Genomic DNA, 25,245 nt, shown 5'->3' on the forward strand with positions numbered 1-25,245 from the left:
GGCCCCGGCTCGGTGAGCCGGGGCCTTCGGTCGTTGAGAGTTAGGCGTTGCCTGCGAGCTTCTCACGCAGCGCCGCGAGTTGCGCGTCGCTGGCCAGCGAGCCGCCCGCCGACTGCTCCTCGCCACGTGAAGCGCCGTTGGCCGCCGGACGGCTGGCCGCCTCGGCCTCGGCCGCGGCGAACTTCTCCATCTGCGCGGTGTGCATCTTGTGCCGGCGCTCGGCCTCGGCGTAGCGGGACTCCCACTCCTCACGCTGCTTCTCGAAACCCTCGAGCCACTCGTTGGTCTCGGAGTCGAAGCCCTCCGGGAAGATGTAGTTGCCCTGCTCGTCGTAGCTGTCGGCCATGCCGTACTTGCTGGGGTCGAACTCCTCGGTGTAGTCCTCGTTGGCCTGCTTGAGGCTCAGGGAGATGCGGCGACGCTCCAGGTCGATGTCGATGACCTTGACCATCGCGTCGTCGCCGACCTGGACCACCTGATCCGGGACCTCGACATGGCGCTCGGAGAGCTCGGAGATGTGCACCAGACCCTCGATGCCCTCTTCGACGCGGACGAACGCACCAAAGGGCACCAGCTTGGTGACCTTGCCCGGCACGATCTGACCGATCGCGTGGGTGCGGGCGAAGTGGCGCCACGGGTCTTCCTGAGTTGCCTTGAGCGACAACGAAACCCGCTCGCGGTCCATGTCGACGTCGAGCACCTCGACGGTGACCTCGTCGCCCACCTGAACCACCTCGGACGGATGGTCGATGTGCTTCCAGGACAGCTCGGAGACGTGCACCAGGCCGTCGACGCCGCCGAGATCGACGAACGCACCGAAGTTGACGATGCTGCTGACGACGCCCTTGCGGATCGCGCCCTTCTGCAGCTGGTTGAGGAACTCGCTGCGCACCTCGGACTGGGTCTGCTCCAGCCACGCGCGGCGGCTCAACACGACGTTGTTGCGGTTCTTGTCGAGCTCGATGATCTTGGCCTCGATCTCCTTGCCGATGTACGGCTGCAGATCGCGGACACGACGCATCTCGACCAGCGACGCCGGCAGGAAGCCGCGCAGACCGATGTCGAGGATCAGGCCGCCCTTGACGACCTCGATGACGGTGCCCTTGACGGCCTCGTCCTTCTCCTTGAGCTCCTCGATGGTGCCCCAGGCGCGCTCGTACTGGGCGCGCTTCTTGGACAGGATCAGGCGGCCTTCCTTGTCCTCCTTGGTGAGAACGAGGGCTTCGACCTCATCGCCCACGGAAACGACCTCGTTGGGGTCGACGTCGTGCTTGATGGAGAGCTCACGGGAAGGGATAACGCCTTCGGTCTTGTAACCGATGTCGAGCAGGACTTCGTCACGGTCAACCTTGACGATGGTTCCCTCGACGATGTCGCCATCGTTGAAGTACTTGATGGTCTTGTCGATGGCGGCGAGAAAGTCCTCGCTCGAGCCGATGTCGTTGACGGCTACTTGCGGCGAGGTGACGGAGGGACTTGGCATGTGGTGGGTTGCTCCGGACAGGTTTGATCGTAGGGACTTAGGACATTCGAGTTATTGGTGTTACCCGCCGCAGAAGATGACGAAAACCACAGACAGGTACCCGTAGAGGTTACTCGACTGGGCACATGCTGGACAAACTCGGTCCCCACCGGCCGCTAGTCTGCTCTGGTGTCACATCCCGGCGCCCCGCATCACCCCTGGCTGGTTGCACCGCCGTTCCAACGCAAGGTTCGCAAAGTCGGGGCGCCGCTGGCGGTGCTCATCCTGCTCGCCACCGTGGTCGGGCTGATCATCATCGGGCTGACCGCCCTCAATCCGATCGGGGCCGGCATCGGGCTGGTGCTGTCGAGCCTGGCCATGGTGGGCGTGGTCCTGGCGTATGTGTGGCTGGACCGCTTCGAGCCCGAACCGCCGCGGTTGCTGGCCTTCGCCTTCCTGTGGGGCGCCTCGGTCGCGGTCGTGTTGTCGGTGATCCTCGGGCTCTACCTCGAGTCGTTGATCGTCACGGGTGACTCCGACGGGGTCAGCCCGGTTTCGGTGGTGGTCATCGCGCCGGTCATCGAGGAGGCGGCCAAGGGCGCGTTCCTGCTGGTCATGATGACCGGCCGGCGCCGCCGGGAGCTGAACTCCCTGACCGACTGCCTGGTCTACGCCGGGCTGGTCGGCGCCGGATTCGCCTGGCTGGAGGACATCCTGTACATCGCCAGCGGTGAATCACTCGGCGACTCGCTGCTGACGGCGGCATTACGGCTGGTCATGGCTCCGTTCGCGCATTCGCTGTTCACCACGTTCTTCGGCATCGGCGTCTATTTCGCCCTGCACCGCCGCGACTCGTCCGCCAAGGCCGGCGTTCTTCTTCTGGGGTACCTGGCGGCGGTCTTCACCCACGCGCTATGGAACGGGTCGTCGCTGCTGGGCGTCGGCTGGTATTTCGGGATCTACCTGTACTGGATGATGCCGCTGTTCGCGCTGGCGATCGTCCTGGGCCTGCAGAGTCGCCGACGCGAGCAGGCGATCGTCGCGAGCAAGCTGCCCGGCATGGTGCACGCCGGTCTGGTCACGCCTGTCGAGGCCGCCTGGCTGGGCTCGCTACGGCACCGCAAACTGGTGCTCGCCCAGGCTGCCCGCCAGGGAGGGCGTCCGGCCCGAAACGCGGTCAAGAGGTTCGCCGGCCAGGTCGTCGAGTTGGCGTTCGTACGCGACCGTATCGACCGCGGGTTCGGCGATCCGCGGGTGCAGGCGATGCTGGTCGAGGAGACCTACGCCCTCTACGCCGCCCGGGCGGCCGCCGGCCCGGTACTGCAGTCGTTGGCCGGCTACCGAGCCGGCTAGTGCGCCGCGGCGTCCCAGCTGCGGCCATAGCCGACCGACACCTCGAGCGGCACGTCCAGCGGATAGGCGTTGCCCATCTGCTCGCGGACCAGGGCCTCGACCGTCTCCCGTTCGCCCTCGGCGACCTCGAAGAGCAACTCGTCGTGCACCTGGAGCAGCATCCGCGACTTCAGGCCGGCGTCCTTGAGCGCCGTGTCGACGTTGATCATCGCGACCTTGATGATGTCGGCCGCGCTGCCCTGAATCGGCGCGTTGAGCGCGGCGCGCTCGGCGGCCTCGCGGACGTTGCGGTTGCTGCTGTCCAACTCCGGTAGATAGCGCCGCCTGCCGAACACGGTCGACGTGTAACCGTCCTTGCGCGCCTGGTCCACCACGTTGCGCAGGTAGTCGCGCACCCCGCCGAACCGGTCGAAGTACTGCTCCATCTGCACCTTGGCTTCTTCGGTGGAGATCTTGAGCTGAGCGGCCAGCCCGTAGGCGCTCAGCCCGTAAGCCAGCCCGTACGACATCGCCTTGACGCGGCGCCGCAGTTCGGCATTGACCTCGTCGATCGGCACCGAGAACGCCCGTGATGCCACGAAGGAGTGCAGGTCCTCTCCGGTGCGGAATGCCTCGATCAGACCCTCGTCCTTGGACAGGTGCGCCATGATGCGCATCTCGATCTGGCTGTAGTCCGCGGTCATCAGCTCCGCATAACCCTTGCCCACCACGAAGGCATCGCGGATCCGGCGGCCGGCGTCGGTGCGGATCGGGATGTTCTGCAGGTTCGGCTCGGTCGACGACAACCGTCCGGTCGCCGCGATCGTCTGGTTGAACGTGGTGTGAATGCGGCCATCCGACGCGACGGAATTGAGCAGCCCGTCGACGGTGACCTTCAGCCGCGTGGCGTCGCGGTGGGCCAGCAGATGCTGCAGGAACGGATGGCCGGTCTTGTCGAACAGCGACTGCAAGGCGTCGGCGTCCGTCGTGTAGCCGGTCTTGGTGCGCTTGGTCTTGGGCATCTCCAGCTCGTCGAACAGCACCACCTGCAGCTGCTTGGGCGAGCCGAGGTTGATCTGCTTACCGATCACCGCGTACGCCGCCTCGGCCGCATCGCGGATGTGGTCGGCGAACTCGCTCTGCAGCCGGCCGAGTCCCTCGAGGTCCACCGCGATGCCCGCGGTCTCCATCTCGGCGAGCACCCGCTGAACCGGCAACTCCATGTTGCTCAGCAGCGCCAGCGAGTCGATGCGGGCGAGTTCCTCGTCGAGCGCGTCGGCGAGGTCCATCACCGCGCTGGCCCGCAGTATCACGGTCTGCACGGCCTGGTCATCGACGCCGTCCGTATCGTCAAGCAGCGAAAGTTGTTGCTGCTCAGGGTTTTCGGCCCGCAGTTCGCGCTTCAGATAGCGCAGCGAGAGGTCGTCGAGCGTGAAGCTGCGCTGTCCGGGCCGCACCAGGTATGCGGCGAGCGCGGTGTCCGAGGTGACGCCCGCGAGCTTCCACCCGCGGCCCTCGAGGTCGTGCATCGCCAGCTTCGCCTCGTGAAGCGCCTTCGGCGGGCCGGGGTCGGCGAGCCATGAGGCCAGTGCGGCCTCGTCGTCCTCGGTCAATGTGGCGGTGTCGATGTAGCGCCCGTCGCCGTCGGCGGCGACGATGCCCAACGCCGTCGCGTCCGCGTCGAAGGCCAGATGTGTGCCGACGACGGCCAGCCCGAACCGCTTGCCCGAGCTGTGCTCGGCCAGCCATGCCGCGAGCTCTCCCGGTTCCAGGGCCCGCCCGCGCACGTCGAAGCCCTGGTCGACCTCGGGATCCGCCGAGGCCAGCGTGTCGAACAACCGATCCCGCAGGACGCGGAACTCCAGGTCGTCGAACAGCCGGTGGATCTGGTCGCGGTCCCACGGCTGCATGCGCAGGGTGTCGGGGGTTTGCGGCAGCGGCACGTCCTTGACGAGATCGGTCAGTTCCCGGTTGAGCACGACGCTGGACAGGTTGGCCCGCAACGCGTCCCCGACCTTGCCCTTGACGGTGTCGACGTTGTCGACCAACGCCTGCAGCGAGCCGAACTCGGCGATCCACTTGGTCGCCGTCTTCTCGCCGACACCGGGGATGCCGGGCAGGTTGTCGCTGGGGTCGCCGCGCAGGGCCGCGAAGTCGGGGTACTGCTGCGGGGTCAGGCCGTACTTGTCCAGCACCGCCTCCGGCGTGAACCGGGTCAGCTCGCTGACGCCCTTGCGGGGATACAGCACCGTGACGTCATCGCTGACCAACTGCAGCGAGTCGCGGTCGCCGGTGACCACAAGGACCCGGTAGCCGCCCTGCTCGGCCTGCGTGGCCAGCGTGGCGATGATGTCGTCGGCCTCGAAGCCCGGTTCGGCGAGCACGGTGATGCCCAGCGCGCCGAGCACCTCCTTGGTGATGTCGATCTGCCCGCGGAACTCATCGGGCGTCGACGAGCGGCCCGCCTTGTACTCGGGGTATTTGTCCACGCGAAACGTCTGGCGCGACACGTCGAACGCGGCGGCGATGTGGCTGGGTTGCTCGTCGCGCAGCAGGTTGATCAGCATGGCGGTGAACCCGTACACCGCGTTGGTGGTCAGCCCGCCCTGTGTCTTGAAGTTCTCGGCGGGCAGTGCGTAGAACGCCCGGTATGCCAACGAATTGCCGTCGAGCAACATCAATGTCGGCTTCTGGTCGGTCGGCTGGGACGCCGTCTTCTTGCCGGTGGCGGTGGTGGCAGGGCTCACGGCCCTAACTCTATGCATCCGGCCCGACATCGAGACCACCGCCGCAGCGACCAACCCGGGCTCGCGAATGTGCGATTTCATCCCCGACTCGCCGCTGCGTCGAATCATTTCGCACACTCACGACGTGGCAGACCGTTCCTCCCACTGAACTGGAACACGTTTCAGTTCTGCCGCACCACTCGGTACTCTGAGCGGGTGTCAGCTTCCACTCAGCCCGCGATCGACGGTTGGTTCGCCACCGCCGGGTCCGGAGAGCCCTATCTGATCGGCGGCAAATGCCACCAGTGCGGCACCTACGTTTTCCCGCCCCGCGCCAACAACTGCCCCAACCCGGCATGCGACGGTGACGAACTGGCGCAGGTTCCGCTGTCGCGGCGCGGAACCCTGTGGAGCTACACCGAGAACCGTTACGCTCCCCCGCCGCCGTATCCCGCGCCGGATCCCTTCGAGCCCTTCGCCGTTGCCGCGGTGCAGCTCGCCGACGAGGGCCTGATCGTGCTCGGCAAGGTCGTCGAGGGCACCCTGGCCGCCGACCTGAAGGTCGGGATGGAGATGGAACTGACCACGATGCCGTTGTTCGTCGACGACGACGGCGTCGAACGTGTCGTCTACGCATGGAGGCCCGCCTCATGAGTCCCGAACCGCTGTACATCCTCGGCGCCGGCATGCACCCGTGGGGGAAGTGGGGCCGCGACTTCACCGAGTACGGCGTCGTGGCCGCGCGGGCGGCGCTGGCCGAGGCGGGTCTGGATTGGCGTCAGATCCAGCTCGTCGCGGGGGCCGACACGATCCGCAATGGTTATCCAGGATTCGTGGCCGGCTCGACGTTCGCGCAGAAGCTGGGCTGGAACGGTGTGCCCGTGTCCTCGAGTTACGCCGCGTGCGCCAGCGGCTCGCAGGCACTGCAGAGCGCCCGCGCTCACATCCTCGCCGGATTCTGCGATGTGGCGCTCGTGATCGGCGCCGACACCACCCCGAAGGGCTTCTTCGCCCCGGTCGGCGGCGAGCGGAAGAACGACCCCGACTGGCAACGCTTCCACCTGATCGGTGCCACCAACACCGTCTACTTCGCCCTGCTGGCTCGCCGCCGCATGGACCTCTACGGGGCCACGCTGGAGGATTTCGCCGCGGTGAAGGTGAAGAACGCCAAGCACGGGTTGGACAACCCGAACGCGCGCTACCGCAAGGAAGCCACGATCGACGACGTGCTCGCCAGCCCGGTGGTCTCCGATCCCCTTCGGCTGCTTGATATCTGCGCGACGTCGGACGGCGCGGCCGCGTTGGTGGTGGCGAGCAAGTCGTTTGCCGAGAAGCATCTGGGCTCGGTCGACGGGGTGCCGTCGGTGCGCGCGATCAGCACGGTGACACCGCAGTACCCGCAGCATCTGCCCGAATTGCCGGACATCGCAACCGATTCCACGGCAGTGGTGAATGCGCCCGAGCGAGTGTTCAAGGACCAGATCCTCGACGCCGCCTACGCCGAGGCCGGTATCGGCCCGGAGGACCTGAGCCTGGCCGAGGTGTACGACCTGTCCACCGCGCTGGAACTCGACTGGTACGAGCATCTGGGTCTGTGCCCCAAGGGGGAGGCCGAGCAACTGCTGCGCAGCGGTGCCACGGCGATCGGCGGGAAGATCCCGGTGAACGCGTCCGGCGGCCTGGCGTGTTTCGGCGAAGCCATTCCGGCGCAGGCCATCGCGCAGGTGTGCGAGCTGACCTGGCAGCTGAAGGGACAGGCGACCGGCCGCCAGGTCGAGGGTGCCAAGGTCGGCGTCACCGCCAACCAGGGCCTGTTCGGGCACGGCTCGTCCGTGATTGTTGCTCGCTAGGCAGTTCGAACCGTACGGCCCCTCGTACTGGGGCGCCATCGCCGTGTTCGTGGCCGGCGCCGTCGTGCTGGTGTGGACGGGCCGCAGACAGACGGATGCCCAGGCACAGCGGTGGGGCCGTGCGCTCGGCGGGCTGACGGCGCTGATCTACGCCGCGATCCTGGTTTACAACCTGGTGCCGCCGACGCTGGCCGGTTCGGTGCCGCTTCAGCTCACCGACCTGGCGACCGTCGTCGCGGCCTACGCACTGTGGTCCCGACGGCAGTGGGCGTATGCACTCACCTACTACTGGGGTCTGGTGCTGAGCGTGCAGGCGCTGATCTCACCGGTGTTGCGGGGCCCCGACTTTCCGCACTACCGCTTCCTGGCCTTCTACGCGATCCACCTGCTCGTGGTGTGGGCGGCGATCTATCTGACGTGGGGCCGCGGTATGCGGCCCGATTGGCGCGACTACCGCCTGGCGGTGGCGGTCACCAGCGTGTGGGCGGTGGTGACCGTCGTGTTCAACAGGATCGCCGACACCAACTACGGCTTCACGAACTACAAACCGGATACCGCGTCGGCGTTGGACATCCTGGGGCCGTGGCCGGTGTACGTCGTGGTGACCGCCGCGCTGGTGTTCGCCGTGTGGGCGTTGATGACATGGCCCTGGGTGCGGCGATGATCGTCGTCGTCCGGGTCAAGCCCGGCAGCGCGAAGGGTCCGCTGGTGGAGGTCGACGACGCCGGCGAGCTGACGGTGTACGTGCGTGAGCGCGCCGTCGACGGTAAGGCCACCAAGGCCGTCACCAAGCTGCTTGCCGAACATTTCGGGGTCGCGCCAAGCAGGGTCACACTGGTCTCCGGCACAACGTCGCGGATCAAGCGCTTCACAATCGAGCGTTGAGCGCAAAGTCAGGTCAGGCGACGCCGAGGTAGGCGGCGCGAATGCTGTCGTCGCTCAACAGCTCTCGGGCGTTCCCGGTGCGCGTGACCTCACCGGTCTCCAGGATGTAGGCCCGGTCCGAGCGGCTCAGTGCCTGCTGCGCATTCTGTTCCACCAGCAGCACGGTGGTGCCCTGGGCGTTGATCTCGGCGATGATCTTGAAGATCTGTGAGATCACCATCGGTGCCAGGCCCATCGACGGCTCGTCGAGCAGCAGCACCCGCGGCCTGGCCATCAAAGCACGGCCGATCGCGAGCATCTGCTGCTCACCACCCGACAGCGTGCCGCCGACCTGGCTACGCCGCTCGGCCAGGCGCGGAAACGTCTCCAGGATCCAGTCCAGCCGCTGCTTGTGCTCGGAGCGGGAAGGGAACCTGCGGCCGTAGCAACCCATTTCGAGGTTCTCCACGACCGTCATCCCCGGGAAGACGCCGCGCCCCTCGGGCGCCTGCACCAGTCCCTCGATCACGCGTTGGTGGGCCTTGACCTTGCTGATGTCGCGACCTTCGAACCAGATCGAGCCCGCCGTCAGGGGCAGCAGCCCCGAGATGGCGCGCATGGTGGTCGTCTTACCGGCGCCGTTGGAACCGAGCAGCGTGACGAGCTCACCCTCGTGAACCTTCAACGAGATACCGTGCAGTGCACGGATTCTTCCGTATTGCACGACGATGTCGCGCAACTCGAGGATGACGGGTCGTTCAGATGCCTGATCACTCGACAGCGTCATCGGACACCCCCAGATAGGCTGCGATGACCTTCGGGTCCTCACGGATCTCGGAAGGCAGGCCGTCGGCGATCTTGCGCCCGAACTCCAGCACCACGATGCGGTCGGTCACCCCCATCACCAGCCTCATATCGTGTTCGATCAACAGCACCGTGTAGCCGTCGTCGCGGATCTTCTGGATCAACTCGATCAGGGAAGCCTTCTCGCGCGGGTTGAACCCGGCGGCCGGTTCGTCCAGGCACAACAGCTTCGGTTCGGTGGCCAGTGCGCGCGCGATCTCCAAGCGGCGCTGGTCGCCGTAGGGCAGATTCTTGGCCTTCTCCTCGCCACGGTGCCCGATCCCGACGAAATGCAGTAGCGCCGCCGATCTTTCGATGGCCGAGCGCTCCTCGCGGCGGTGACGCGGAGAGCGGACCAGCGCGCCCGGCACCGAGGTGAAGTGCCGGGCGTCGGTGCCGACCATGACGTTCTCCAAAGCCGTCATCTCCCCCCACAACCGGATGTTCTGGAAGGTGCGGGCAATACCGCGCCGGGTGATCTGGTGACGTTTGATCCGGCCCAGCGGCGCACCGTCGAACGTGACCGTGCCCGACGTGGGGCGGTACACCCCGGTGATCGCGTTGAAGCACGTGGTCTTGCCCGCGCCGTTCGGCCCGATCATGCCGAGGATCTCACCGCGGCGGATGTCGAACGACACCGAGTCCAGGGCTGTCAACCCGCCGAACTTCATTGTGAGATCGGTTGTCCGCAAGAGGATTTCACCCTCAGCGGCCTGGATCTCGCGGTGGACGCCCGCCAGCTCTTCGATGGTCATCGCGCCGACTCCTTCTCCGGCGAACGCAGCAGGTCGCGCGCGGCCTTGCCGTAGGCCAGCAACTGCGCTCGTGCCGGGAACAGGCCCTGCGGCCGGAAGATCATCAACATCACCAAGGCCAGCCCGAAGAACAGGTACTTCAGGTCGCCGAGGTTGATGCCGAGGAACTCCACACCCAGCAACCGGTTCGGCAAATAGACGATGATGAACGCACCGACCACCACGCCGAGCTTGTTGCCCTGCCCGCCGAGCACCACCGCGCACAGGAACAGCATCGAGTTGATGATGTTGAACGTCGGCGGCGCCACGAACTGCACCTGGCCGGCGTACAGCGCGCCCGACAGCCCGCCGATCGCCGCCCCGATGACAAAGGCCCACAGTTTGAACCGGAACGTGTTGACGCCCATCACTTCCGCGGCGTCCTCGTCCTCGCGGACCGCGATCCAGGCACGTCCGACGCGGCTGCGTTCGAGGTTGCCGACCAGGACCAGGATGCCGATCATCAGCACGATGCCCAGCCAGAACCACCACGTCCCGTAGTTGGCGTCGCCCGCGGAGTTACCGCTGGAGAAGACGCCGTCGGGTACGCGTTCGCTGGCACCCACCCGCGGATAGGCGACCTCGTTGAGGCCGCGGGGCCCATTGGTCACCTCGGAGAGGTTGTCGGCCATGAGCCGGATGATCTCGCCGAAACCCAGCGTGACGATCGCCAGATAGTCACCGCGCAACCTCAGCGTCGGCGTACCCAGGATGAGACCCGTCAGTGCGGTGATGGCCATCGCCAGCGGCACACAGGCCAGCCACGCCCAATCCTCGTTGAACCATCCCGTGGCGCCCATCTTGTTCCATGGACTGTTCGGACTGGTCAGCAGCGCAACGGTATACGCACCGACGGCGTAGAAACCGACGTAGCCGAGGTCTAGCAGGCCTGCCTGGCCGACGACGACGTTGAGGCCGATCGCGATGATCGCCACCATCGCGAACTGTGCCATGGTGCCGCCGAAGCTGATGTTCGGCGTGTCCAGGAAGGGCGGGGGGAACAGCGGCAGCAGCGCGAGCAGGCCGAACGCGACCAGCCCGAAGCCCCACTTCTGTACGCGGGAAAGCCCGTCCCACCAACGACGCAGTGCGTCGCCGGGTGCCAAGACCTTCTCGCTGGCCCTCATGCGCGCGCCTTCCCGAGGCTTTCCCCGAGTATCCCCGTCGGTCGGAAGAACAGAACCAGGACCAGCAGCACGAAGGCCACGACGTCACGCCACTGGGTTCCGAACACGGCCTGCCCGTAGTTCTCCATGATGCCCAGCAGGAGCCCACCCAGCAGGGCGCCGCGCAGGTTGCCGATGCCGCCGAGGACCGCGGCCGAGAACGCCTTGATGCCCAGCAGGAAGCCGCCAGAGTAGATGATGCCCTGCGGCACCTTCAGCGTGTACAGCAGCGCGGCGGCCCCGGCCAGCAGGCCTCCGATCAGAAACGTCGTCATGATGATGCGTTCGCGGGAGACGCCCATCAGGGTCGCGGTGTCCGGGTCCTGGGCCACCGCCCGAATCCCGCGCCCGAACCTGGTTCGGTTGATGGTCAGGTCGGTCATCAAGGCGAGGACCAACGCCGCACCGACGATGATCAGCGTGATGTTGGAGACCGCGGAACCGAACACCGTGAACTGGGTTTCGGGCGCGACGAGCCGGATCGGTTGTTGCGCGTTGGATCCTCCGTACCCGTCGATGATCTTCGGCAGGATGAAGTGCACGAACTCCTGCAGCACGAACGACATGCCGATCGCGGTGATGAGAAACGACAGCCGGTCGGCTTTCCGTCGCCGCAGCGGCCGGTAGGCCACCGCCTCCAGGCCGACGGCTGTGGCGCCGGACACCGCCATCGCGAACAGCATGGCGATACCGAGATACAGCACCGTCAGCGCGATGCCTTTGTCGTAGGTGTTACCGCTGGGCGTGAAACCCAGGATCATGTCGAGGCAGAAGTACGCCCCGAACATGCCGAACATGAACACTTCCGAATGCGCGAAGTTGATCAGCTTGAGCACGCCGTAGACCAACGTGTAGCCGACGGCCACCAACGCATAGATCGCGCCCCACGACAGGCCGTCGATCGTCAACTGCCAGAAGCCGTCTCGCAACCCGTCCAGGTTGAAGCTGATGTTCGCGGCCAAGCAGGTGTACTGGTCGACGCACTCGGGTGGGATCCCGGTCATCCGGTGGCGGCTCCTCGCGGGAACGGGCCTTTAGCGAAAACGCGTCCGAGCCTTGCGGTCTCGGACGCGTTCGCCTCAGCGGCTATTGAACTTTGTAGATCCAGATCAAGCTGGTGGTCAGCTCACCGTTCGGGGTCCACTGGTACTGCCGGGCCACGCCGCGACCGTTGTAGTTGCGGACGAAGTCGAGCAGCGCGGGCCGGGTGATGGCGCCAGAGTCGATGCCCTTCAGCAGGATGGTGCCCAGGTCGTAGCCCTCGCTGCTGTAGGTGCCCGGTTCCTGGTTGAACTTCTTGGTGTACTCGTCGGCGAAACTGCCGGTGGCCGGGCCGCACGGGCAGGACAGCACGGCGTCCTTGGCCGCGTCGCCGGCCTGCTTCACGAATTCGGGGTCCTTGGTGCCGTCGGCGCTGGCGAACGTCCCTTCGTACCCGCCGTCGCGCAGCTGCTGTACGAACGGCGCCGCCTCGGCGTAGTAGCCGCTGAAGAACACCGAGTCCGGGTTGGCGCCCTTGATCTGGGTGACCGCCGCCGAGAAGTCCTTGTCGCCCTTCTTGACCGAGATGTTGCAGGACGAGTCGGCCACCGGGCCGAGCGTCTCGCGAACGGTCTGCCCCAGCCCCAGGCCGTAGTCCGTGCTGTCGTCGACCACGCAGACCTTCTTGTGGCCGAGAGTGTTCTTCAGATAGTTGGCCACCGAAGGCCCCTGCACGCCGTCGTTGCCCAGACCGCGGAAGAAGGTTCGCCAGCCCTTGTCGGACAGCGTGACGTTGGTCGCCGAGGCCGTTGCGGCGACGAGACCGGCCTGATTGAAGACGTCGCCGGTGGCCATGGTCTCGCCGGAGAAGGCGGGACCGATCAGGCCGATGGTGAACGCGTCGTTGATGATCTGCGGCGCGATCTGGGTGGCCTTCTGCGGGTCGCCTTCGGTGTCGAAGGTCTTCAACTGGACCTGGCAACCCGGGTTCGCGGCGTTGTGCTTGTCCACCGCCAGCTGGATGCCGTTCTTGATGTTGATGCCCAATGCCGCGTCGGGGCCGTTGAGCGCTCCGGCCATGGCCAGCGACACCGGCGGGCACTGCGCGTTACCGTCACCGGCGGGATCGGCGGGCGCGGCACCCTCATCGGACTTGACCTCGGCCCCGCTCTCGTCGATCTGCACCTGCTCGACGATCTTCAGAGCGGACTGCGCCTCACCGCCCTCGGTCGGCTCGGCCTGTTGGCAGCCGGCCATGCCGAGCACAACCAGACCAGCGCTGCTGATAGCAAATGCTTTCCGTGCCACGCGACCGCGCACGCTTCACCTCCGGGTCGTTGTGTTAGTCGGCTCCGGCGCCTCAGCCCGGCGGGCGGGGGCGGCGACGTTCCGGGAAGACCATAGCCAACGCTCGGCGCTGGTGCGCGCTGTTGAACGACGCGTCGCGGTCGCCGCGATCAAACCGCGTCACCGGAAACGCAGTTTTTACCGGGCGTCGGGGCGGAAGTCAGCTCGGCTCCGACGCATCGCTGGGCGTGTCGAGGGTTTCGAGGACCACTTCAGCGACGCGTTTCATGGTGGTGCGCCGGTCCATCGCGGCGCGTTGGATCCACTTGAACGCTTCGGGTTCGGTCATCCCCTGTTTGGCCTGCAGCAAACCCTTGGCCCGTTCGACGAGCTTGCGCGTCTCGAGCCGGTCGGACAGCGTGGCGACTTCCTGCTCCAGCGCGGCGATCTCCCCGAAGCGGCTCACCGCGACCTCGATGGCCGGGATGAGGTCGGTGACGGTGAAGGGTTTGACCAGGTAGGCCATGGCGCCGGCATCCCTGGCGCGTTCGACCAGTTCCCGTTGGCTGAACGCGGTCAGGATGACGATCGGCGCGATGCGCTTGCTGGCGATCTCGGCCGCGGCGTCGATGCCGTCGCGACGGGGCATCTTGACGTCCATGATCACGAGGTCGGGTTTGAGGCTCTCGGCGAGATCGACGGCCTCCTGTCCGTCGCCGGCCTCACCGACGATCTCGTAGCCCTCTTCGCGGAGCATCTCGGCCAAGTCCATCCGGATGAGCGCTTCGTCCTCGGCGACGAGAACGCGGCGGCCCTTCCCGGCGTCGGGTGGTGCCCCAGCAGCGGTTGCCATGGAAACCATTGTGGCGGTAGCAGTGCCGTTCAGCGAGTTCGGGGCATCATCTAAGGTGGTAAGCCGCGCAACAGAGCCGTACACCTACCAGAGCCCTCGTAGCCCAATTGGCAGAGGCACACGACTCAAAATCGTGACAGTGTGAGTTCGAGTCTCACCGAGGGCACCACAAATCGGCAGGTCCAGCCCGTTCGGCGTTACGCTCTAGTCGTGGAGATGAGGCTGCGGCCGGTCTGCGTGCCCGAAGTGGCGCTACAGAACCGGACGCCCGCCCGGGTTCGGCACCACGCGGAAAGGTCCGTGCGACGCCGCCGGGTGCTCGACGTCACCGCAATGATCAGCGCGGCCATCAGCGCCTTCTTCGGGTTTCAGGGCCTGCTCGTCGGCGTCGAGGTGTGGTGGATCCCGGTCCTCAGCCTGGTCAGCGCCGTTGCGTTCGCCACCATCCCCCTGCTGTGCCGATTCGGCGAGCTGGTCGCGCCGCTGGTGTTCTTCGCCGTCGCGTACGCGACCATCGCGATCCAGTGCATACAGCTCGGCACCGGGTCGGGGCTGCAGTTCTACTTCGTCGTCGCGGCCGCGATCGTGGTGATCATCCTCGGCATCGACCACATCGTGCTGGCATCGGTGCTGTCGGCGCTGGGCGCGGTGACGGTGGTGGCCCTGGAGTTCTTCGTCCCCGAAGACACCGGCATTCAACCGGACTGGGCCCGCACGACGTCGTTCATCCTCACCGTGGCCACGGCATGGATCCTCGTCGTCGCCACGCTGTGGTTCGCGCTACGGGAGATCCGTCGCGCGCGGTTGGCGATGGAGGCCGAATACGAGCGCTCCGAACGTCTGCTGGCCAACATCCTGCCCGCGACCATCGCCGAGCGGCTCAAGGACCCCACCCGTACGGTCATCGCCGACAGGTACGACGACGCATCGATACTGTTCGCCGACATCGCCGGGTACACCGAGCGGGCCAGCGACACCAATCCCTGCGACCTGGTGCGGTTTCTCGATCGGCTCTACACCGATCTGGACGCACTCGTCGACCGTCACGGCTTGGAGAAGGTCAAGACCAGCGGCGACTCCTACATGGTGGTCAGCGGTGTGCCACACCCCCGCCCGGATCACCTCGAAGCGCTGGCCTGCCTGGCGCTCGACATGGCCGACGCCGTGGCCGACCTGCGCGACCCGCGCGGACGCAAGGTGCCCCTGCGAATCGGTCTGGCCGCGGGACCGGTCGTCGCCGGGGTCGTCGGGGCACGCAAGTTCTTTTACGACGTGTGGGGCGATGCGGTCAACGTCGCATCCCGGATGGAGACCACCGACGTCGAGGGGCGCATTCAGGTGCCCCAGGACGTGTATGAACGCCTACGCAGCACGTTCGTGCTCGAGCCTCGCGGCGAGGTCGAGGTCAAAGGCAAGGGCGTCATGACGACGTGGTACCTCGTCGGACGTCGAGACGACGCGGCCGTGCGCGACGCGGTGGAACTCGAACCGCTCAGTTTTCGACCTCAGTCGGCTTGAGCCGCTCGGCCAGCGCGGCCAGCCGCCACAGGGTCTCCCGGTTACGGGGGTAGACGGCGATGTCGGTCAGCTTGTTGGGCATGACCGCCGCGGGACCGCTCACCGGGAACTCCGTCATCTCCACCCGGCAGCCGTCGGGGATGTCGTGCAGGCGCAGGATGATTCGCGCGCCACCGAACGGACGACCCTTGGCGTGCAGCACCAACTCCTCGAGCGGCACACTCTTCTCGACCACGGTCTTGTCGTCGAGCAGCAGCGGCCAGACACCCACCGAATGACGGATCTCGGATCCCGGTGCCGGCCAGTTCGGGTCCACGGCGCGCATCCGGCTGTTGCCGACCACCCATTGCGAGTACGTCCACCCGTCGGCCATGACATCCCAAACCTGTTGACGGGATGCGTGAATATCGCGTGTCACAGTCACGGCCGGAGATATACCCGCATCGCGGAAAACGACTCACCCGCGCGACTGTGCGATCGCAGACGCACAACGCCGCGACCGGCGTTGTGAAACGCACAGTCGCGGCGTCGGTGGTTCAGTCTCTAGACCTTGCGGTTCTCGGACTTGATCAACCAGGCCAGCTTCTCGAGGCCTTCGATCAGCTGATGGAGGATGTCGGCGGAGGTCGGGTCCTCGGCGTCCACGACGTCGTGAACCTGACGCATCGTGTCGACAGCGGCGTACACCCGGCCCGTGATCAGGTCGACCGCATCCTGCGTGCTCACCGCGTAGGCGGGGAACTGCGGCAGCGAGGTGCCGGCGGTGACCGTGTCCGACCGTCCGTCGGGCCATGCTTCAAGCGCGCGCATCCGCTCGGCGATGGTGTCACTGCCCTCGCGGGCGAAATCGACGAGTTCGTCGAGCTGTAGATGAAGGTCGCGGAAGTTGGTTCCGACGATGTTCCAGTGCGCCTGCTTACCCTGGAGATGCAGCTCGACCAGATCGACGAGAACCCGCTGCAGGCTGTCGCTGAGTTCCGGTGAGGCCTCGAATGCCTGGATATCTGCTTCTGAACGACGTGTTGTGGTGGTCATGATCGCTACAACCCCTCCTTGTTTGGACTGATTCCAGTTTAGCATATTTTCCTGGTCAGAGGCTGTTTTGTTGGTCCTGTTTTTCCAGGAGACGGGCGTATCCGGCGCCCATGCCCAGCAGCACCAGCCCGACGACGATGAACACCACGACCCGGAAGATGCCGTCGAGGGTGCCCAGGTCGAACAGGAACAGCTTCGCCATCGCCGCGGCCACCAGCGCCAGTCCCCCGGCGATCGGAACGGACCGGTCGGCTCGGCCCAGCCGCGCCGCGTAGCCGAACAACGCGGCGGCCAGGCCGATCCAGCAGATGGTCGCGGCCATGTGACCGGCATAGAACCCGCTGTCGGTGCCACCGATCAGTACGCCGGTGGTGACGGCGAAGGTGGTGACGGCGTATCCCGCGACGACGGCGGCGGCCGCCCACCAGGCGGAGTTGCGGCGGTCGAACGCCCACACGATCGTCACCGACCACGCGATCAGCAGGATGCTGGCGATCAGCGTCGACGCGGCCACCCCGGCGCTGGTCGACGTTCCCCACAGCAGCGTGTGCGGCGGCGCCCAGCTCAGGTAGTAGATGGCGCCGACGGCTGCGAAGCCGATCGAGACCGCCTTGGCCATGGCGTGCTGCCGCCCTGCCGTGGCGACCACCAGCGCCATCGCCAACAGGACCGGCCCCGCGATCGGGCCGTCGAATGCCACCACCACCGCGGTCAGCGCCGACAGCGCCGAGAGCACCGTCCAGATGCGCCGCACCGCACCGTCGACTCCCGGCAACCGGTCGCTGATGAGCACGATGGCGAGCAGACCGGCCGCCAGTGCGGCCGCCATCAGCGCCGCGACGACGCGGTCGACGGCCAGCGCGACCGACAGCACGGGCAGCACCCCCGCGGCCGTCAGCACGGCCATCGCCGACTTGTTCGCCGTACCCGGCAGCAGGATGAGCGCGGCCGCGATCGCAAGCAGCGCCGCGATGCCACACGCCCCGACCAGCCACGGATCGCGTCCGTCGGCGAAGTACACCCCGAGCAGCGCCACCAACAGCGGCAGCGTGCCCGCCGCGATCCGGGCGGCGTGCAGCCAGAGCCAGTCCTTGCCGATCTGCACGGGCAGCGAGGCCGCCGACAGCGCAAGCATGAAGGCCACGAGCAGCAGCGTGACACCACCGACCACGATCGGCGCCAGCACCAATAACGGCACCAGCACGAGCAGCCCCAGCTGCTCGGAGTCCCAGCGCCTGGCCAACGTGAGCCCGCCGCCGCCGATCAGTGCGGCGAGAACCAGTCCGGCGGGCGCAGAGACCCAGTCGTAGATCGTCGTCAACGCGATGACGTCCATGTAGGCCGCGGCGATGCCGGTCGCCGTCAAGGCGACCGCCCCGGTGCGGCCGCCCGGCCTGCGGTACAGCCACCAGCCGGCACCCACAAGTCCCCCGGCCAGTGCCGCCCCCGCCGCGACGCGGATCTCCGGCCGCAACAGCCCCGCCTGCGCGGCGAGCACGAGGAGGAACACCACCCCGATCAGCGTCACCGCGACACCGGCGACCGCAAGCAGCTTGCCGATCCAGCCCTCGTCCCGGGCGGGCTTTGGCGGTGAATACCCAAAGGGCTCAACGTGTTGCGGCCGGTACTGCGGCGGCGCGGTGTAGGCGGGCGGCACGTATTGTGGCGACGACGCCAGCTGCCGGTCGAGTTCGGTGAGGTCCGCCGACACCCGCGCCAGATAGGCGGAGATCGCGGCGACGTCAGCGGACAGGCGGGCGACAACAGCACGCTGCGGTTCGGTCATGCAGCCATCGTCGCAGCGCGACGGCGCCACGGGATGAGTAGGACTACTCGTCGAGCCCGTGTTCGATCGCGTATCGCGCCAACTCGACGCGGTTGGCGACCTGCAGCTTGCGGAACGTGGCCTGCACGTGGTTCTCGACGGTGCGGTGGCTCAGCGACAGCCGCGCGGCGATCTGTTTGGCGGTCAGCCCTTTGGCGACGTAGCGAAGTATCTCGGTCTCCCGTTCTGTCAGGCTCGGGGTTTCCGGCCCGCTCCGGGTCTGGGCGATCCGCCGGTACTCGCCGAGCACCAGGCCAGCCAGGCCCGGGGTGAACACGGCCCTGCCCTCGGCGGTGGCGCGCACCGCATCGCCGAGTTCCTGTTTCGATGCGCTCTTCACCAGGTAACCGGTCGCCCCGGCCTTCACCGCCTCGAGCACGTCCTCTCGTTCGTCGGATGCCGAGAGCACGAGGATCTTCGACGACGGCGACACCGCGAGCACTTCCGCGGTCGCCTGCGCGCCGTCACCGTCGGCGAGCCGCATGTCCATCACCACCACATCGGGCTGGACCGCTGCGGCGCGGCGCCGGGCAGCGCCCACGCCGTCGGCGGTGGCGACCACGGTGAAACCGTCCTCTTCGAGGTCGCGGGCCACCGCGTCGCGCCAGATGGGATGGTCGTCGACCACCATCACCGTCGGGGTAGCGTCAGTTCCCATTCCGTCCCGCTCTCCGGCCCGGAAGTCAGCTTGGCGCTGCCACCCAGCCAGTTCATCCGTCCGACAATCGATTTCGCGACACCGATGCGGCCTTCGCGCACCGCTTCCTCGAGCCGTCCCTCGGGGATCCCGGTGCCGTCGTCACGGATGCTCACCGTGATCGTGTCGCCGAGGTCTTCGAGCAGCACGTAGGCATGGGCACCCGGCCCGGCGTGGGCGACCACATTGTCGAGCGCGTTGACGACCGCGGCGGACAACTCCGTGGCGACGACAGCGTCGAGGAGCACCGGTTCGGCGGGCAGGCTGACCGAGACGCGGTCAGACGCGCGCTGTTGCAGCAACGCGCCGACATCGGTCATCGCCCCGACGCGTGGTTCGGCCTCACCGGAGCTGACCAGCCGCCTCAACGCACGTTCCTGCTCGCCCGCGAGTTCGGCCAGTTCGGCTGTCGCTCCCCCGATTTCGCGGCCGCGGCGCGAGACCAGCGCGAGCACCTGGATGGCGCCGTCGTGCACCTCCCGAGACAGCCGTTCGCGCTCCTGATGGGCCGCCGCCAGCCGAGTCGCCTGCTCCAATTCGGAATGGGCCCGTCGCGCGGTCTGTGCGGCCATGCCCACCGCGAGGCCGACGGCGAGTTCGATGACGATGGTCGCGTTGCGGCCGAGGTCGTAGTTGATGAAGCCCTTGACGACGGTGCTCGCGGCCATCACCAGCACGCCGGTGAACATGCCCGCGATCGGCCCCGCGACTATCGCCGCCGAGATCGTCGCATTGGTGGCCCACAGCGTCGTCGGCCACGACTGGTTGTCGAAGGCCCACTGGGAGGAGGCGACCACCTCGGTCGACAGAATCAACGTCAGGACCACCCCGATCTCGGCCAGCACGAACGCCGGGCGTCGGCCGAACCCCTGCAGATAGGCGACGGCGCACAGGGCGCTGAACCCCAGCAGCACTGCGAACAACGTCCACGCCACGCCCGGGCGGTCCAGGTCGGGGTTCACCGACACCTGAAATCCGAGTGCGTACAGGCAACTCAGCAGTCGGAAGACCTGGGCGGCCCGCCACAGCGGTGTCGCCGGATCCGGGGCATTGGCCGGCATCTGTCTACAGCACCTTGGACAGAAACGCCTTCGTGCGTTCGTGCTTCGGGTTGGACAGCACTTCGCGTGGCGGTCCGCTCTCCACGACCACGCCGCCGTCCATGAACACCAGTTGGTTGGCCACCTCGCGGGCGAACCCCATTTCGTGTGTCACCACCACCATTGTCATACCCTCGGCGGCAAGCGTTTTCATCACTTCGAGGACTTCACCGACAAGTTCGGGGTCCAGTGCCGAGGTGGGTTCGTCGAAGAGCATCAGCTTGGGGCTCATCGCCAGGGCGCGGGCGATCGCGACACGTTGCTGCTGGCCGCCGGACAGCTGGGCGGGATAGGCGTCGGCTTTGGTGGTCAGCCCCACCTGGTCGAGCAGGTCTCGGGCGCGCGCCACCGCCTCGTCCTTCTTGACGCGTTTGACGTGAATGGGCGCCTCGATGACGTTCTCGAGCACGGTGCGGTGGGGAAACAGGTTGAAGTGCTGGAAGACCATGCCGATGTCGCGGCGCTGCCGGGCCGCCTCCCGCGGGGGCATCTCGTGGATTTTGTTGCCCCGCTGCCGGTATCCGATCAGCTCCCCGTCCACATACAGGCGCCCGGCATTGACCTGTTCGAGGTGGTTGATGCACCGCAGGAACGTGGACTTGCCCGAGCCGGACGGTCCGACCATGCACAGCACCTCACCGCGTCCGATCTCGAGCGTGACGCCCTTCAGGACCTGCAGCGCCCCGAAGTTCTTGCACACGGCCTCGGCTTTGACCATCGGTGTCACGGGTGCGCCTCCCCCAGCGTCTGCGCCTTGGCCAATGCCTCGAGTTGTTTGGTGGTCAGCTTGCGCGACGCACCACGCGAGTAGTAACGCTCCAGGTAGTACTGACCGACCATGAGCACGCTGGTGATGGCCAAATACCACGTCGCGGCGACCAGCAGGAGTGGAACGGGTTCGAAGATGCGCGCGGCGATCTCGCGCGAGGTGATGCCGTACAAGTCAAGCGTGAAAGGCACCGCGGTCACCAGCGACGTGGTCTTCAGCATGCTGATCACCTCGTTGCCGGTCGGTGGGATGATCACCCGCATCGCCTGCGGAAGCACGGTGCGCCGCATGGTCATCCCCCACGACATGCCCAGCGCCGTCGAGGCCTCGGCCTGCCCCTCGGGCACGGAACTGATTCCCGCACGGATGATCTCGGCCATGTACGCGGCCTCGTTCAGCGCCAGTCCGAGGATTGCCAGCAGGAAGGGGATCGACAGCGACTGCAGGTCCACCTGAAGCAGCGAGGGCCCGAACGGCACCCCGAGCTGAACGTTCTGGTAGATCGTCGGCAACAACCCCCAGAACACCAGCTGCACATACACCGGGGTGCCGCGGAAGATCCACAGATACACCCACGCAACGGCTTTCAACACCGGGTTCGGAGACAGCCGCATCACCGCGAGCAGCACACCCAGCACGATCGCGAGAACCATCGAGTAGATGGTCAGCTGCAATGTGTTGAGCACCCCGACCGTCAACACCCGTTCGTTGAACAGGTACTCCCAGTACGTCGACCAGCGGTAGGAGTCGTTGGTCGCCGCGCCGTAGAGGAACAGGGCGACGAGTATGACGATGACGACCGCCGCCACCCACCGCCACGGATGGCGCAGCGGCACCGCATCGATGGCGGCAGGGGCATCAGGTGATGACGTGTCGACATCGCTCATGGAAACGTCCTCTACGAGACCGCGCCGTTGATGACGGGTTTGTCGATCATCCCGTTCTCAACGCCCCAGTTGACGGCGATCTCGCGGTAGGTGCCGGTTTCGATCAGATGCTCGAGCGCCTTCTGCAGTGACTGCGCGAGGGCCGACCCCTTCTGCACCGGCCATCCGTACGGCGCCGAATCGAAGATGTCACCGGCGGGTTCGAGCTTGCCGTTGCTCTGCTTGATCGCGTACGAGGTCACCGGGGAGTCCGCCGACATCGCGTCGACCTGACCGAGCACCACCGCGTTGGTGGCGGCGTCCTGCCCGTCGAACGGAACGATCTCGATCGGCGGCTTGCCGGCATCGGTGCACGCCTTACTCTTCGCCGGAAGTTCCTCGGCCTCTTGGGTGGTGGTCGCCTGCACCGCCACCTTCTTGCCGCACGCGTTGTTCGGGTCGATCGAGGATCCCGGCCGCTGCGCCCACATCGTGCCCGCGTTGAAGTAGGTGACGAAATCGACAGTCTGCTCACGCTCTTTGGTGTCGGTGAACGACGACATCCCGACGTCGTAGGTGCCGCCTTGGATCGACGGGATGATCTTCGCGAAGTCCGATTCCCGGTAGTCCGGTGTCAATCCCAGGGTGGCCGCGATCGCGTTCATCAAGTCGACGTCGAAGCCGACGATCTTGCCGCTCGGATCCTTGAACTCGTTGGGCGGGTACGGGATGTTGACACCGACGACCAGCTCTCCGGACGACTTGATGTCCTCGGGAACGGTATTGGCGATCGCTTCGACCTTCGCCGCCGGCGCCGTGGGCGACGGACTGGTGGCATCCTCACCGGCACCGCCTCCCCCGCCGCTTGCGCATCCCGACATCGCCAGGGCGCCGGCCGCGGCGAATACGGCTGCGAAACGCCAGAATCTACCTCGACGGTTGTGACACTCACTTAACACGGATGCCTACTTTCTGCGTCGTGGGATCGGTGCGCAGCACCGGTACCGGAACAGTAGTAGAGACGCCACGCTGGGGCACGGGAACCAAACGGCGCATGCGCCGGGGCTGACGACTGACGTCCGAATCGATATCGAAATGCGACGATCATTTCCGTTTGGCTATGCCACACTGCGCCCATGACTAGCACCGCGCCGCCCAACCTGATGCGGCATCTGTGGAAAACAACCCTGGTCTCCGGACTTCTCGCCGTCATTCTCGGCGTCCTCATCTGGCTGTGGCCGGGCAAGACAATCGTGGTCGCGGCGATTTTCTTCGGGGCGTACCTCTTGGTCGCCGGCATCACTCAGGTGATCTTCGCGTTCAGCCTCGACGTATCAGCCGGCGGCCGGGTTCTCCTGTTCATTTCCGGCGCCGCGGCGCTGGTCCTTGCGGTGCTGTGCTTCCGTAGCCTGCAGGAGTCGATCCTGCTGCTGGCGATCTGGATCGGCATCGGCTTCATCTTCCGCGGCGTGGCGACGGCGGTCTCGGCGATCAGCGACCCGACGCTTCCGGGTCGTGCCTGGGAGATCTTCGTCGGGGTGATCAGCCTCATCGCCGGCGTGGTCATGCTCGCGCTGCCGTTCGAGTCGCTCGCGATTCTGACGGTCGTGGCCGGCATCTCGCTGGTCGTGATCGGCATCTTCGAGATCGTGTCCGCCTTCGGGATTCGCAAGGCCTCGAAGCACCTTGACAACGCCGGAACACCCACCTCACCTGCGGCCGAGGAGCCGGTGAGCTAACCCACACTGACGTCTACTACACCCTGTCGTAGGCTGGAGCCACAGCCACGGAAGAGGGTGAGATGGACGCACTCGATGTGTCGCGGTGGCAGTTCGGCATCACGACCGTCTACCACTTCATCTTCGTCCCGCTGACCATCGGGCTGGCGCCGTTGATCGCCGCCATGCAGACCGCGTGGGTGATCACCGGGAACTCGTCCTGGTACCGCCTCACGCGCTTTTTCGGCAAGCTGTTCCTGATCAACTTCGCCCTGGGCGTGGCCACCGGCATCGTTCAGGAATTCCAGTTCGGCATGAACTGGAGCGAGTACTCGCGGTTCGTCGGAGACGTTTTCGGCGCACCGTTGGCGATGGAGGGGCTGGCCGCCTTCTTCTTCGAATCGACGTTCCTCGGCCTGTGGATCTTCGGGTGGACCCGGCTGCCCCGCCTCGTGCACCTCGCCTGCATCTGGGTGGTGGCCATCGCGGTCAACCTGTCGGCGTTCTTCATCATCGCCGCCAACTCGTGGATGCAGCATCCCGTCGGCGCCCGGTTCAACCCGGAGACCGGCCGCGCCGAGTTGACCAGCATCGTCGCGCTGTTCACCAACAACACCGCGATCGCCGCGTTCACACATGCCGTGTTCGGGGCGTTCCTCACCGCCGGGACGTTCGTCGCAGGTGTGTGCGTGTGGTGGATGATCCGCGCGCGAGACGACAGGCGTTCCGAAGCGCAGACGATGTTCCGGCCGGCGGCGATCATGGGCAGCCTGGTCGTCCTCGCGTCGACGCTCGGACTCGTCGTCACCGGCGACTTCCAGGGCAAGCTGATGTTCGAACAGCAGCCGATGAAGATGGCATCTGCAGAATCCCTGTGCCACACCGCAACCGACCCCGACTTCTCCATATTGACCGTCGGCACCCACAACAATTGCGACAGCGTCACCCACCTCATCGAGGTGCCCTACGTGCTGCCGTTCCTGGCCAAAGGCGAATTCGACGGTGTTCGGCTCGAGGGCGTCAAGGACCTTCAGGACCAGTACGTCGAGAAGTTCGGACCGGGCGACTACCGGCCCAACCTGTTCGTCACATACTGGTCGTTCCGCGCCATGATCGGATTGCTCGCCGTACCAGCGGTTTTCGCGGTGGCGGTGCTGTGGCTGACGCGTCGTCGCCGGATTCCGCAGTCGCGCCGGCTGTCCCGCTTCGCCCTGGCCGCGCTGCCCGCGCCCTTCCTGGCCAACAGCGCCGGATGGATCTTCACCGAGATGGGCCGTCAACCGTGGGTGGTGGTGCCCAATCCGACGGGGGATCCAACGATTCGGCTGACCGTCGCCGACGGCGTCTCCGGGCACCCGGTCGGGATGGTCGTCCTCTCCCTGGTGGCCTTCACGCTGGTGTACGCGGCGCTCGCGGTGATCTGGTTTTGGCTCATCCGCCGCTACACGGTCGAAGGGCCGCAGGAACACGACTCCGAGCCCGCAGCGCCGCCACCACCCGGCAGCGACGAAGTGGCGCCGTTGTCGTTCGCTTACTGAGTCGTTCGCTTACTAGAGGAG

The 25,245-nt window shown here is 66.4% G+C and carries 24 protein-coding genes and 1 tRNA gene; 9 read left to right on the forward strand and 16 right to left on the reverse strand.

Translation table 11 applies throughout. The annotated features are described in order from the left end of the window. Positions 1-40: 40 nt before the first annotated feature. Entirely contained in the window at positions 41-1,483 is a 1,443-nt protein-coding gene (gene rpsA / locus RMCN_RS21905; RefSeq protein ID WP_064346235.1) for a 30S ribosomal protein S1, read from the reverse strand. A 168-nt stretch (positions 1,484-1,651) separates the two neighbouring features. Here rpsA and RMCN_RS21910 point away from each other — a divergent pair, with 168 nt between their 5' ends. Next, positions 1,652-2,815 carry a PrsW family intramembrane metalloprotease gene (locus RMCN_RS21910; RefSeq protein WP_067393686.1) on the forward strand — a complete coding sequence of 388 codons (1,164 nt, stop codon included), beginning with the start codon at positions 1,652-1,654 and terminating at the stop codon, positions 2,813-2,815. Here RMCN_RS21910 and polA read toward each other — a convergent pair. Further along, positions 2,812-5,541, reverse strand: a complete 2,730-nt coding sequence (gene polA, locus RMCN_RS21915; protein WP_067393689.1) for a DNA polymerase I — start codon at positions 5,539-5,541, stop codon at positions 2,812-2,814. The two genes, RMCN_RS21910 and polA, sit on opposite strands and share 4 nt — an antisense overlap. Positions 5,542-5,736: 195 nt before the next feature. On the opposite strand from polA, the gene RMCN_RS21920 reads away from it, so the two are divergent. The 4 genes from RMCN_RS21920 to RMCN_RS21935 are packed head-to-tail and all read left to right on the forward strand — an operon-like array spanning position 5,737 to position 8,255. Further along, positions 5,737-6,174 (forward strand): Zn-ribbon domain-containing OB-fold protein, encoded by a 438-nt coding sequence (locus RMCN_RS21920; RefSeq protein ID WP_067393691.1) that lies wholly within the window; start codon positions 5,737-5,739, stop codon positions 6,172-6,174. Then, positions 6,156-7,370: a lipid-transfer protein gene (locus RMCN_RS21925; protein WP_201028907.1), complete on the forward strand. Its 1,215-nt coding sequence runs from the start codon at positions 6,156-6,158 to the stop codon at positions 7,368-7,370. The genes RMCN_RS21920 and RMCN_RS21925 overlap by 19 nt, the downstream gene beginning before the upstream one ends. Beyond that, positions 7,360-8,034: a YwaF family protein gene (locus RMCN_RS21930; protein WP_064416306.1), complete on the forward strand. Its 675-nt coding sequence runs from the start codon at positions 7,360-7,362 to the stop codon at positions 8,032-8,034. Before RMCN_RS21925 ends, RMCN_RS21930 begins: the two co-directional genes overlap by 11 nt. Continuing rightward, positions 8,031-8,255: a DUF167 domain-containing protein gene (locus tag RMCN_RS21935; protein ID WP_064416307.1), complete on the forward strand. Its 225-nt coding sequence runs from the start codon at positions 8,031-8,033 to the stop codon at positions 8,253-8,255. Before RMCN_RS21930 ends, RMCN_RS21935 begins: the two co-directional genes overlap by 4 nt. Before the next feature lie 13 nt (positions 8,256-8,268). Here the strand turns inward: RMCN_RS21935 and RMCN_RS21940 are convergent, their stop codons facing one another. The 6 genes from RMCN_RS21940 to RMCN_RS21965 all read right to left on the reverse strand — a co-directional run bounded on the left by RMCN_RS21940 (position 8,269) and on the right by RMCN_RS21965 (position 14,158). Beyond that, positions 8,269-9,021 (reverse strand): ABC transporter ATP-binding protein, encoded by a 753-nt coding sequence (locus RMCN_RS21940; RefSeq protein ID WP_067393693.1) that lies wholly within the window; start codon positions 9,019-9,021, stop codon positions 8,269-8,271. Beyond that, positions 9,005-9,832, reverse strand: a complete 828-nt coding sequence (locus RMCN_RS21945; protein ID WP_064416181.1) for an ABC transporter ATP-binding protein — start codon at positions 9,830-9,832, stop codon at positions 9,005-9,007. Before RMCN_RS21945 ends, RMCN_RS21940 begins: the two co-directional genes overlap by 17 nt. Next, positions 9,829-10,998 (reverse strand): branched-chain amino acid ABC transporter permease, encoded by a 1,170-nt coding sequence (locus RMCN_RS21950; protein WP_067393696.1) that lies wholly within the window; start codon positions 10,996-10,998, stop codon positions 9,829-9,831. Before RMCN_RS21950 ends, RMCN_RS21945 begins: the two co-directional genes overlap by 4 nt. Further along, positions 10,995-12,041 carry a branched-chain amino acid ABC transporter permease gene (locus tag RMCN_RS21955; protein ID WP_064416183.1) on the reverse strand — a complete coding sequence of 349 codons (1,047 nt, stop codon included), beginning with the start codon at positions 12,039-12,041 and terminating at the stop codon, positions 10,995-10,997. Before RMCN_RS21955 ends, RMCN_RS21950 begins: the two co-directional genes overlap by 4 nt. An 82-nt stretch (positions 12,042-12,123) precedes the next feature. Continuing rightward, a complete protein-coding gene (locus RMCN_RS21960) occupies positions 12,124-13,338 on the reverse strand; it encodes a branched-chain amino acid ABC transporter substrate-binding protein (protein ID WP_067393698.1) in 1,215 nt (404 codons plus the stop codon). A gap of 187 nt (positions 13,339-13,525) precedes the next feature. Continuing rightward, the gene (locus RMCN_RS21965; RefSeq protein ID WP_067393701.1) at positions 13,526-14,158 is read right to left on the reverse strand and encodes a two-component system response regulator PdtaR; all 633 of its coding nucleotides are present in this window, start codon (positions 14,156-14,158) and stop codon (positions 13,526-13,528) included. 92 nt (positions 14,159-14,250) lie between these two features. Here RMCN_RS21965 and RMCN_RS21970 point away from each other — a divergent pair. Together RMCN_RS21970 and RMCN_RS21975 are read left to right on the forward strand one after the other, a co-directional pair. Beyond that, positions 14,251-14,327: transfer RNA gene (locus RMCN_RS21970), tRNA-Leu, on the forward strand. A gap of 47 nt (positions 14,328-14,374) precedes the next feature. Next, positions 14,375-15,676 carry an adenylate/guanylate cyclase domain-containing protein gene (locus tag RMCN_RS21975; protein ID WP_084377658.1) on the forward strand — a complete coding sequence of 434 codons (1,302 nt, stop codon included), beginning with the start codon at positions 14,375-14,377 and terminating at the stop codon, positions 15,674-15,676. Here the strand turns inward: RMCN_RS21975 and RMCN_RS21980 are convergent. From RMCN_RS21980 to RMCN_RS22015, 8 genes are all read right to left on the reverse strand, one after another. Beyond that, entirely contained in the window at positions 15,651-16,100 is a 450-nt protein-coding gene (locus RMCN_RS21980; RefSeq protein ID WP_064416186.1) for an SRPBCC family protein, read from the reverse strand. The two genes, RMCN_RS21975 and RMCN_RS21980, sit on opposite strands and share 26 nt — an antisense overlap. A 119-nt stretch (positions 16,101-16,219) precedes the next feature. Next, the gene (locus RMCN_RS21985) at positions 16,220-16,711 is read right to left on the reverse strand and encodes a Dps family protein (protein ID WP_067393704.1); all 492 of its coding nucleotides are present in this window, start codon (positions 16,709-16,711) and stop codon (positions 16,220-16,222) included. 55 nt (positions 16,712-16,766) lie between these two features. Further along, positions 16,767-18,497: a DUF2339 domain-containing protein gene (locus RMCN_RS21990; RefSeq protein ID WP_067393729.1), complete on the reverse strand. Its 1,731-nt coding sequence runs from the start codon at positions 18,495-18,497 to the stop codon at positions 16,767-16,769. Between the two features lie 43 nt (positions 18,498-18,540). Then, positions 18,541-19,194 (reverse strand): response regulator, encoded by a 654-nt coding sequence (locus RMCN_RS21995; protein ID WP_064346222.1) that lies wholly within the window; start codon positions 19,192-19,194, stop codon positions 18,541-18,543. After that, entirely contained in the window at positions 19,167-20,294 is a 1,128-nt protein-coding gene (gene macS, locus RMCN_RS22000; RefSeq protein WP_201028909.1) for a MacS family sensor histidine kinase, read from the reverse strand. The genes RMCN_RS21995 and macS overlap by 28 nt, the downstream gene beginning before the upstream one ends. A 4-nt stretch (positions 20,295-20,298) precedes the next feature. Then, complete coding sequence (locus tag RMCN_RS22005) at positions 20,299-21,051, reverse strand: amino acid ABC transporter ATP-binding protein (RefSeq protein ID WP_064416311.1); 753 nt, start codon at positions 21,049-21,051, stop codon at positions 20,299-20,301. A gap of 5 nt (positions 21,052-21,056) precedes the next feature. Then, on the reverse strand, positions 21,057-21,989 hold the full coding sequence (locus RMCN_RS22010; RefSeq protein ID WP_064416189.1) for an amino acid ABC transporter permease: 933 nt from the start codon (positions 21,987-21,989) through the stop codon (positions 21,057-21,059). Between the two features lie 11 nt (positions 21,990-22,000). Then, positions 22,001-22,849: an ABC transporter substrate-binding protein gene (locus RMCN_RS22015; protein ID WP_082681015.1), complete on the reverse strand. Its 849-nt coding sequence runs from the start codon at positions 22,847-22,849 to the stop codon at positions 22,001-22,003. A gap of 255 nt (positions 22,850-23,104) precedes the next feature. Here RMCN_RS22015 and RMCN_RS22020 point away from each other — a divergent pair, with 255 nt between their 5' ends. Together RMCN_RS22020 and RMCN_RS22025 are read left to right on the forward strand one after the other, a co-directional pair. Continuing rightward, positions 23,105-23,707 (forward strand): HdeD family acid-resistance protein, encoded by a 603-nt coding sequence (locus tag RMCN_RS22020; RefSeq protein ID WP_067393706.1) that lies wholly within the window; start codon positions 23,105-23,107, stop codon positions 23,705-23,707. 62 nt (positions 23,708-23,769) lie between these two features. Continuing rightward, positions 23,770-25,224, forward strand: a complete 1,455-nt coding sequence (locus RMCN_RS22025; protein ID WP_067393708.1) for a cytochrome ubiquinol oxidase subunit I — start codon at positions 23,770-23,772, stop codon at positions 25,222-25,224. The last annotated feature ends 21 nt before the right edge of the window (positions 25,225-25,245 follow it).

Origin of the sequence: Mycolicibacterium novocastrense, from assembly GCF_001570485.1 — a bacterium.
GTDB lineage: Bacteria > Actinomycetota > Actinomycetes > Mycobacteriales > Mycobacteriaceae > Mycobacterium > Mycobacterium novocastrense.

Coding starts and splice junctions, on each gene's coding strand:
- RMCN_RS21995 (WP_064346222.1), bottom strand. CDS start 19,194: ATGGGAACTGACGCTACCCCGACGGTGATGGTGGTCGACGACCATCCC.
- RMCN_RS22025 (WP_067393708.1), top strand. CDS start 23,770: ATGGACGCACTCGATGTGTCGCGGTGGCAGTTCGGCATCACGACCGTC.
- RMCN_RS21935 (WP_064416307.1), top strand. CDS start 8,031: ATGATCGTCGTCGTCCGGGTCAAGCCCGGCAGCGCGAAGGGTCCGCTG.
- RMCN_RS21950 (WP_067393696.1), bottom strand. CDS start 10,998: ATGAGGGCCAGCGAGAAGGTCTTGGCACCCGGCGACGCACTGCGTCGT.
- RMCN_RS22005 (WP_064416311.1), bottom strand. CDS start 21,051: ATGGTCAAAGCCGAGGCCGTGTGCAAGAACTTCGGGGCGCTGCAGGTC.
- RMCN_RS21965 (WP_067393701.1), bottom strand. CDS start 14,158: ATGGCAACCGCTGCTGGGGCACCACCCGACGCCGGGAAGGGCCGCCGC.
- macS (WP_201028909.1), bottom strand. CDS start 20,294: ATGCCGGCCAATGCCCCGGATCCGGCGACACCGCTGTGGCGGGCCGCC.
- RMCN_RS21990 (WP_067393729.1), bottom strand. CDS start 18,497: ATGACCGAACCGCAGCGTGCTGTTGTCGCCCGCCTGTCCGCTGACGTC.
- RMCN_RS21955 (WP_064416183.1), bottom strand. CDS start 12,041: ATGACCGGGATCCCACCCGAGTGCGTCGACCAGTACACCTGCTTGGCC.
- RMCN_RS21975 (WP_084377658.1), top strand. CDS start 14,375: ATGAGGCTGCGGCCGGTCTGCGTGCCCGAAGTGGCGCTACAGAACCGG.
- RMCN_RS22020 (WP_067393706.1), top strand. CDS start 23,105: ATGACTAGCACCGCGCCGCCCAACCTGATGCGGCATCTGTGGAAAACA.
- RMCN_RS21940 (WP_067393693.1), bottom strand. CDS start 9,021: ATGACGCTGTCGAGTGATCAGGCATCTGAACGACCCGTCATCCTCGAG.
- RMCN_RS21985 (WP_067393704.1), bottom strand. CDS start 16,711: ATGACCACCACAACACGTCGTTCAGAAGCAGATATCCAGGCATTCGAG.
- RMCN_RS22015 (WP_082681015.1), bottom strand. CDS start 22,849: ATGTCGGGATGCGCAAGCGGCGGGGGAGGCGGTGCCGGTGAGGATGCC.
- RMCN_RS22010 (WP_064416189.1), bottom strand. CDS start 21,989: ATGAGCGATGTCGACACGTCATCACCTGATGCCCCTGCCGCCATCGAT.
- RMCN_RS21925 (WP_201028907.1), top strand. CDS start 6,156: ATGGAGGCCCGCCTCATGAGTCCCGAACCGCTGTACATCCTCGGCGCC.
- RMCN_RS21945 (WP_064416181.1), bottom strand. CDS start 9,832: ATGACCATCGAAGAGCTGGCGGGCGTCCACCGCGAGATCCAGGCCGCT.
- rpsA (WP_064346235.1), bottom strand. CDS start 1,483: ATGCCAAGTCCCTCCGTCACCTCGCCGCAAGTAGCCGTCAACGACATC.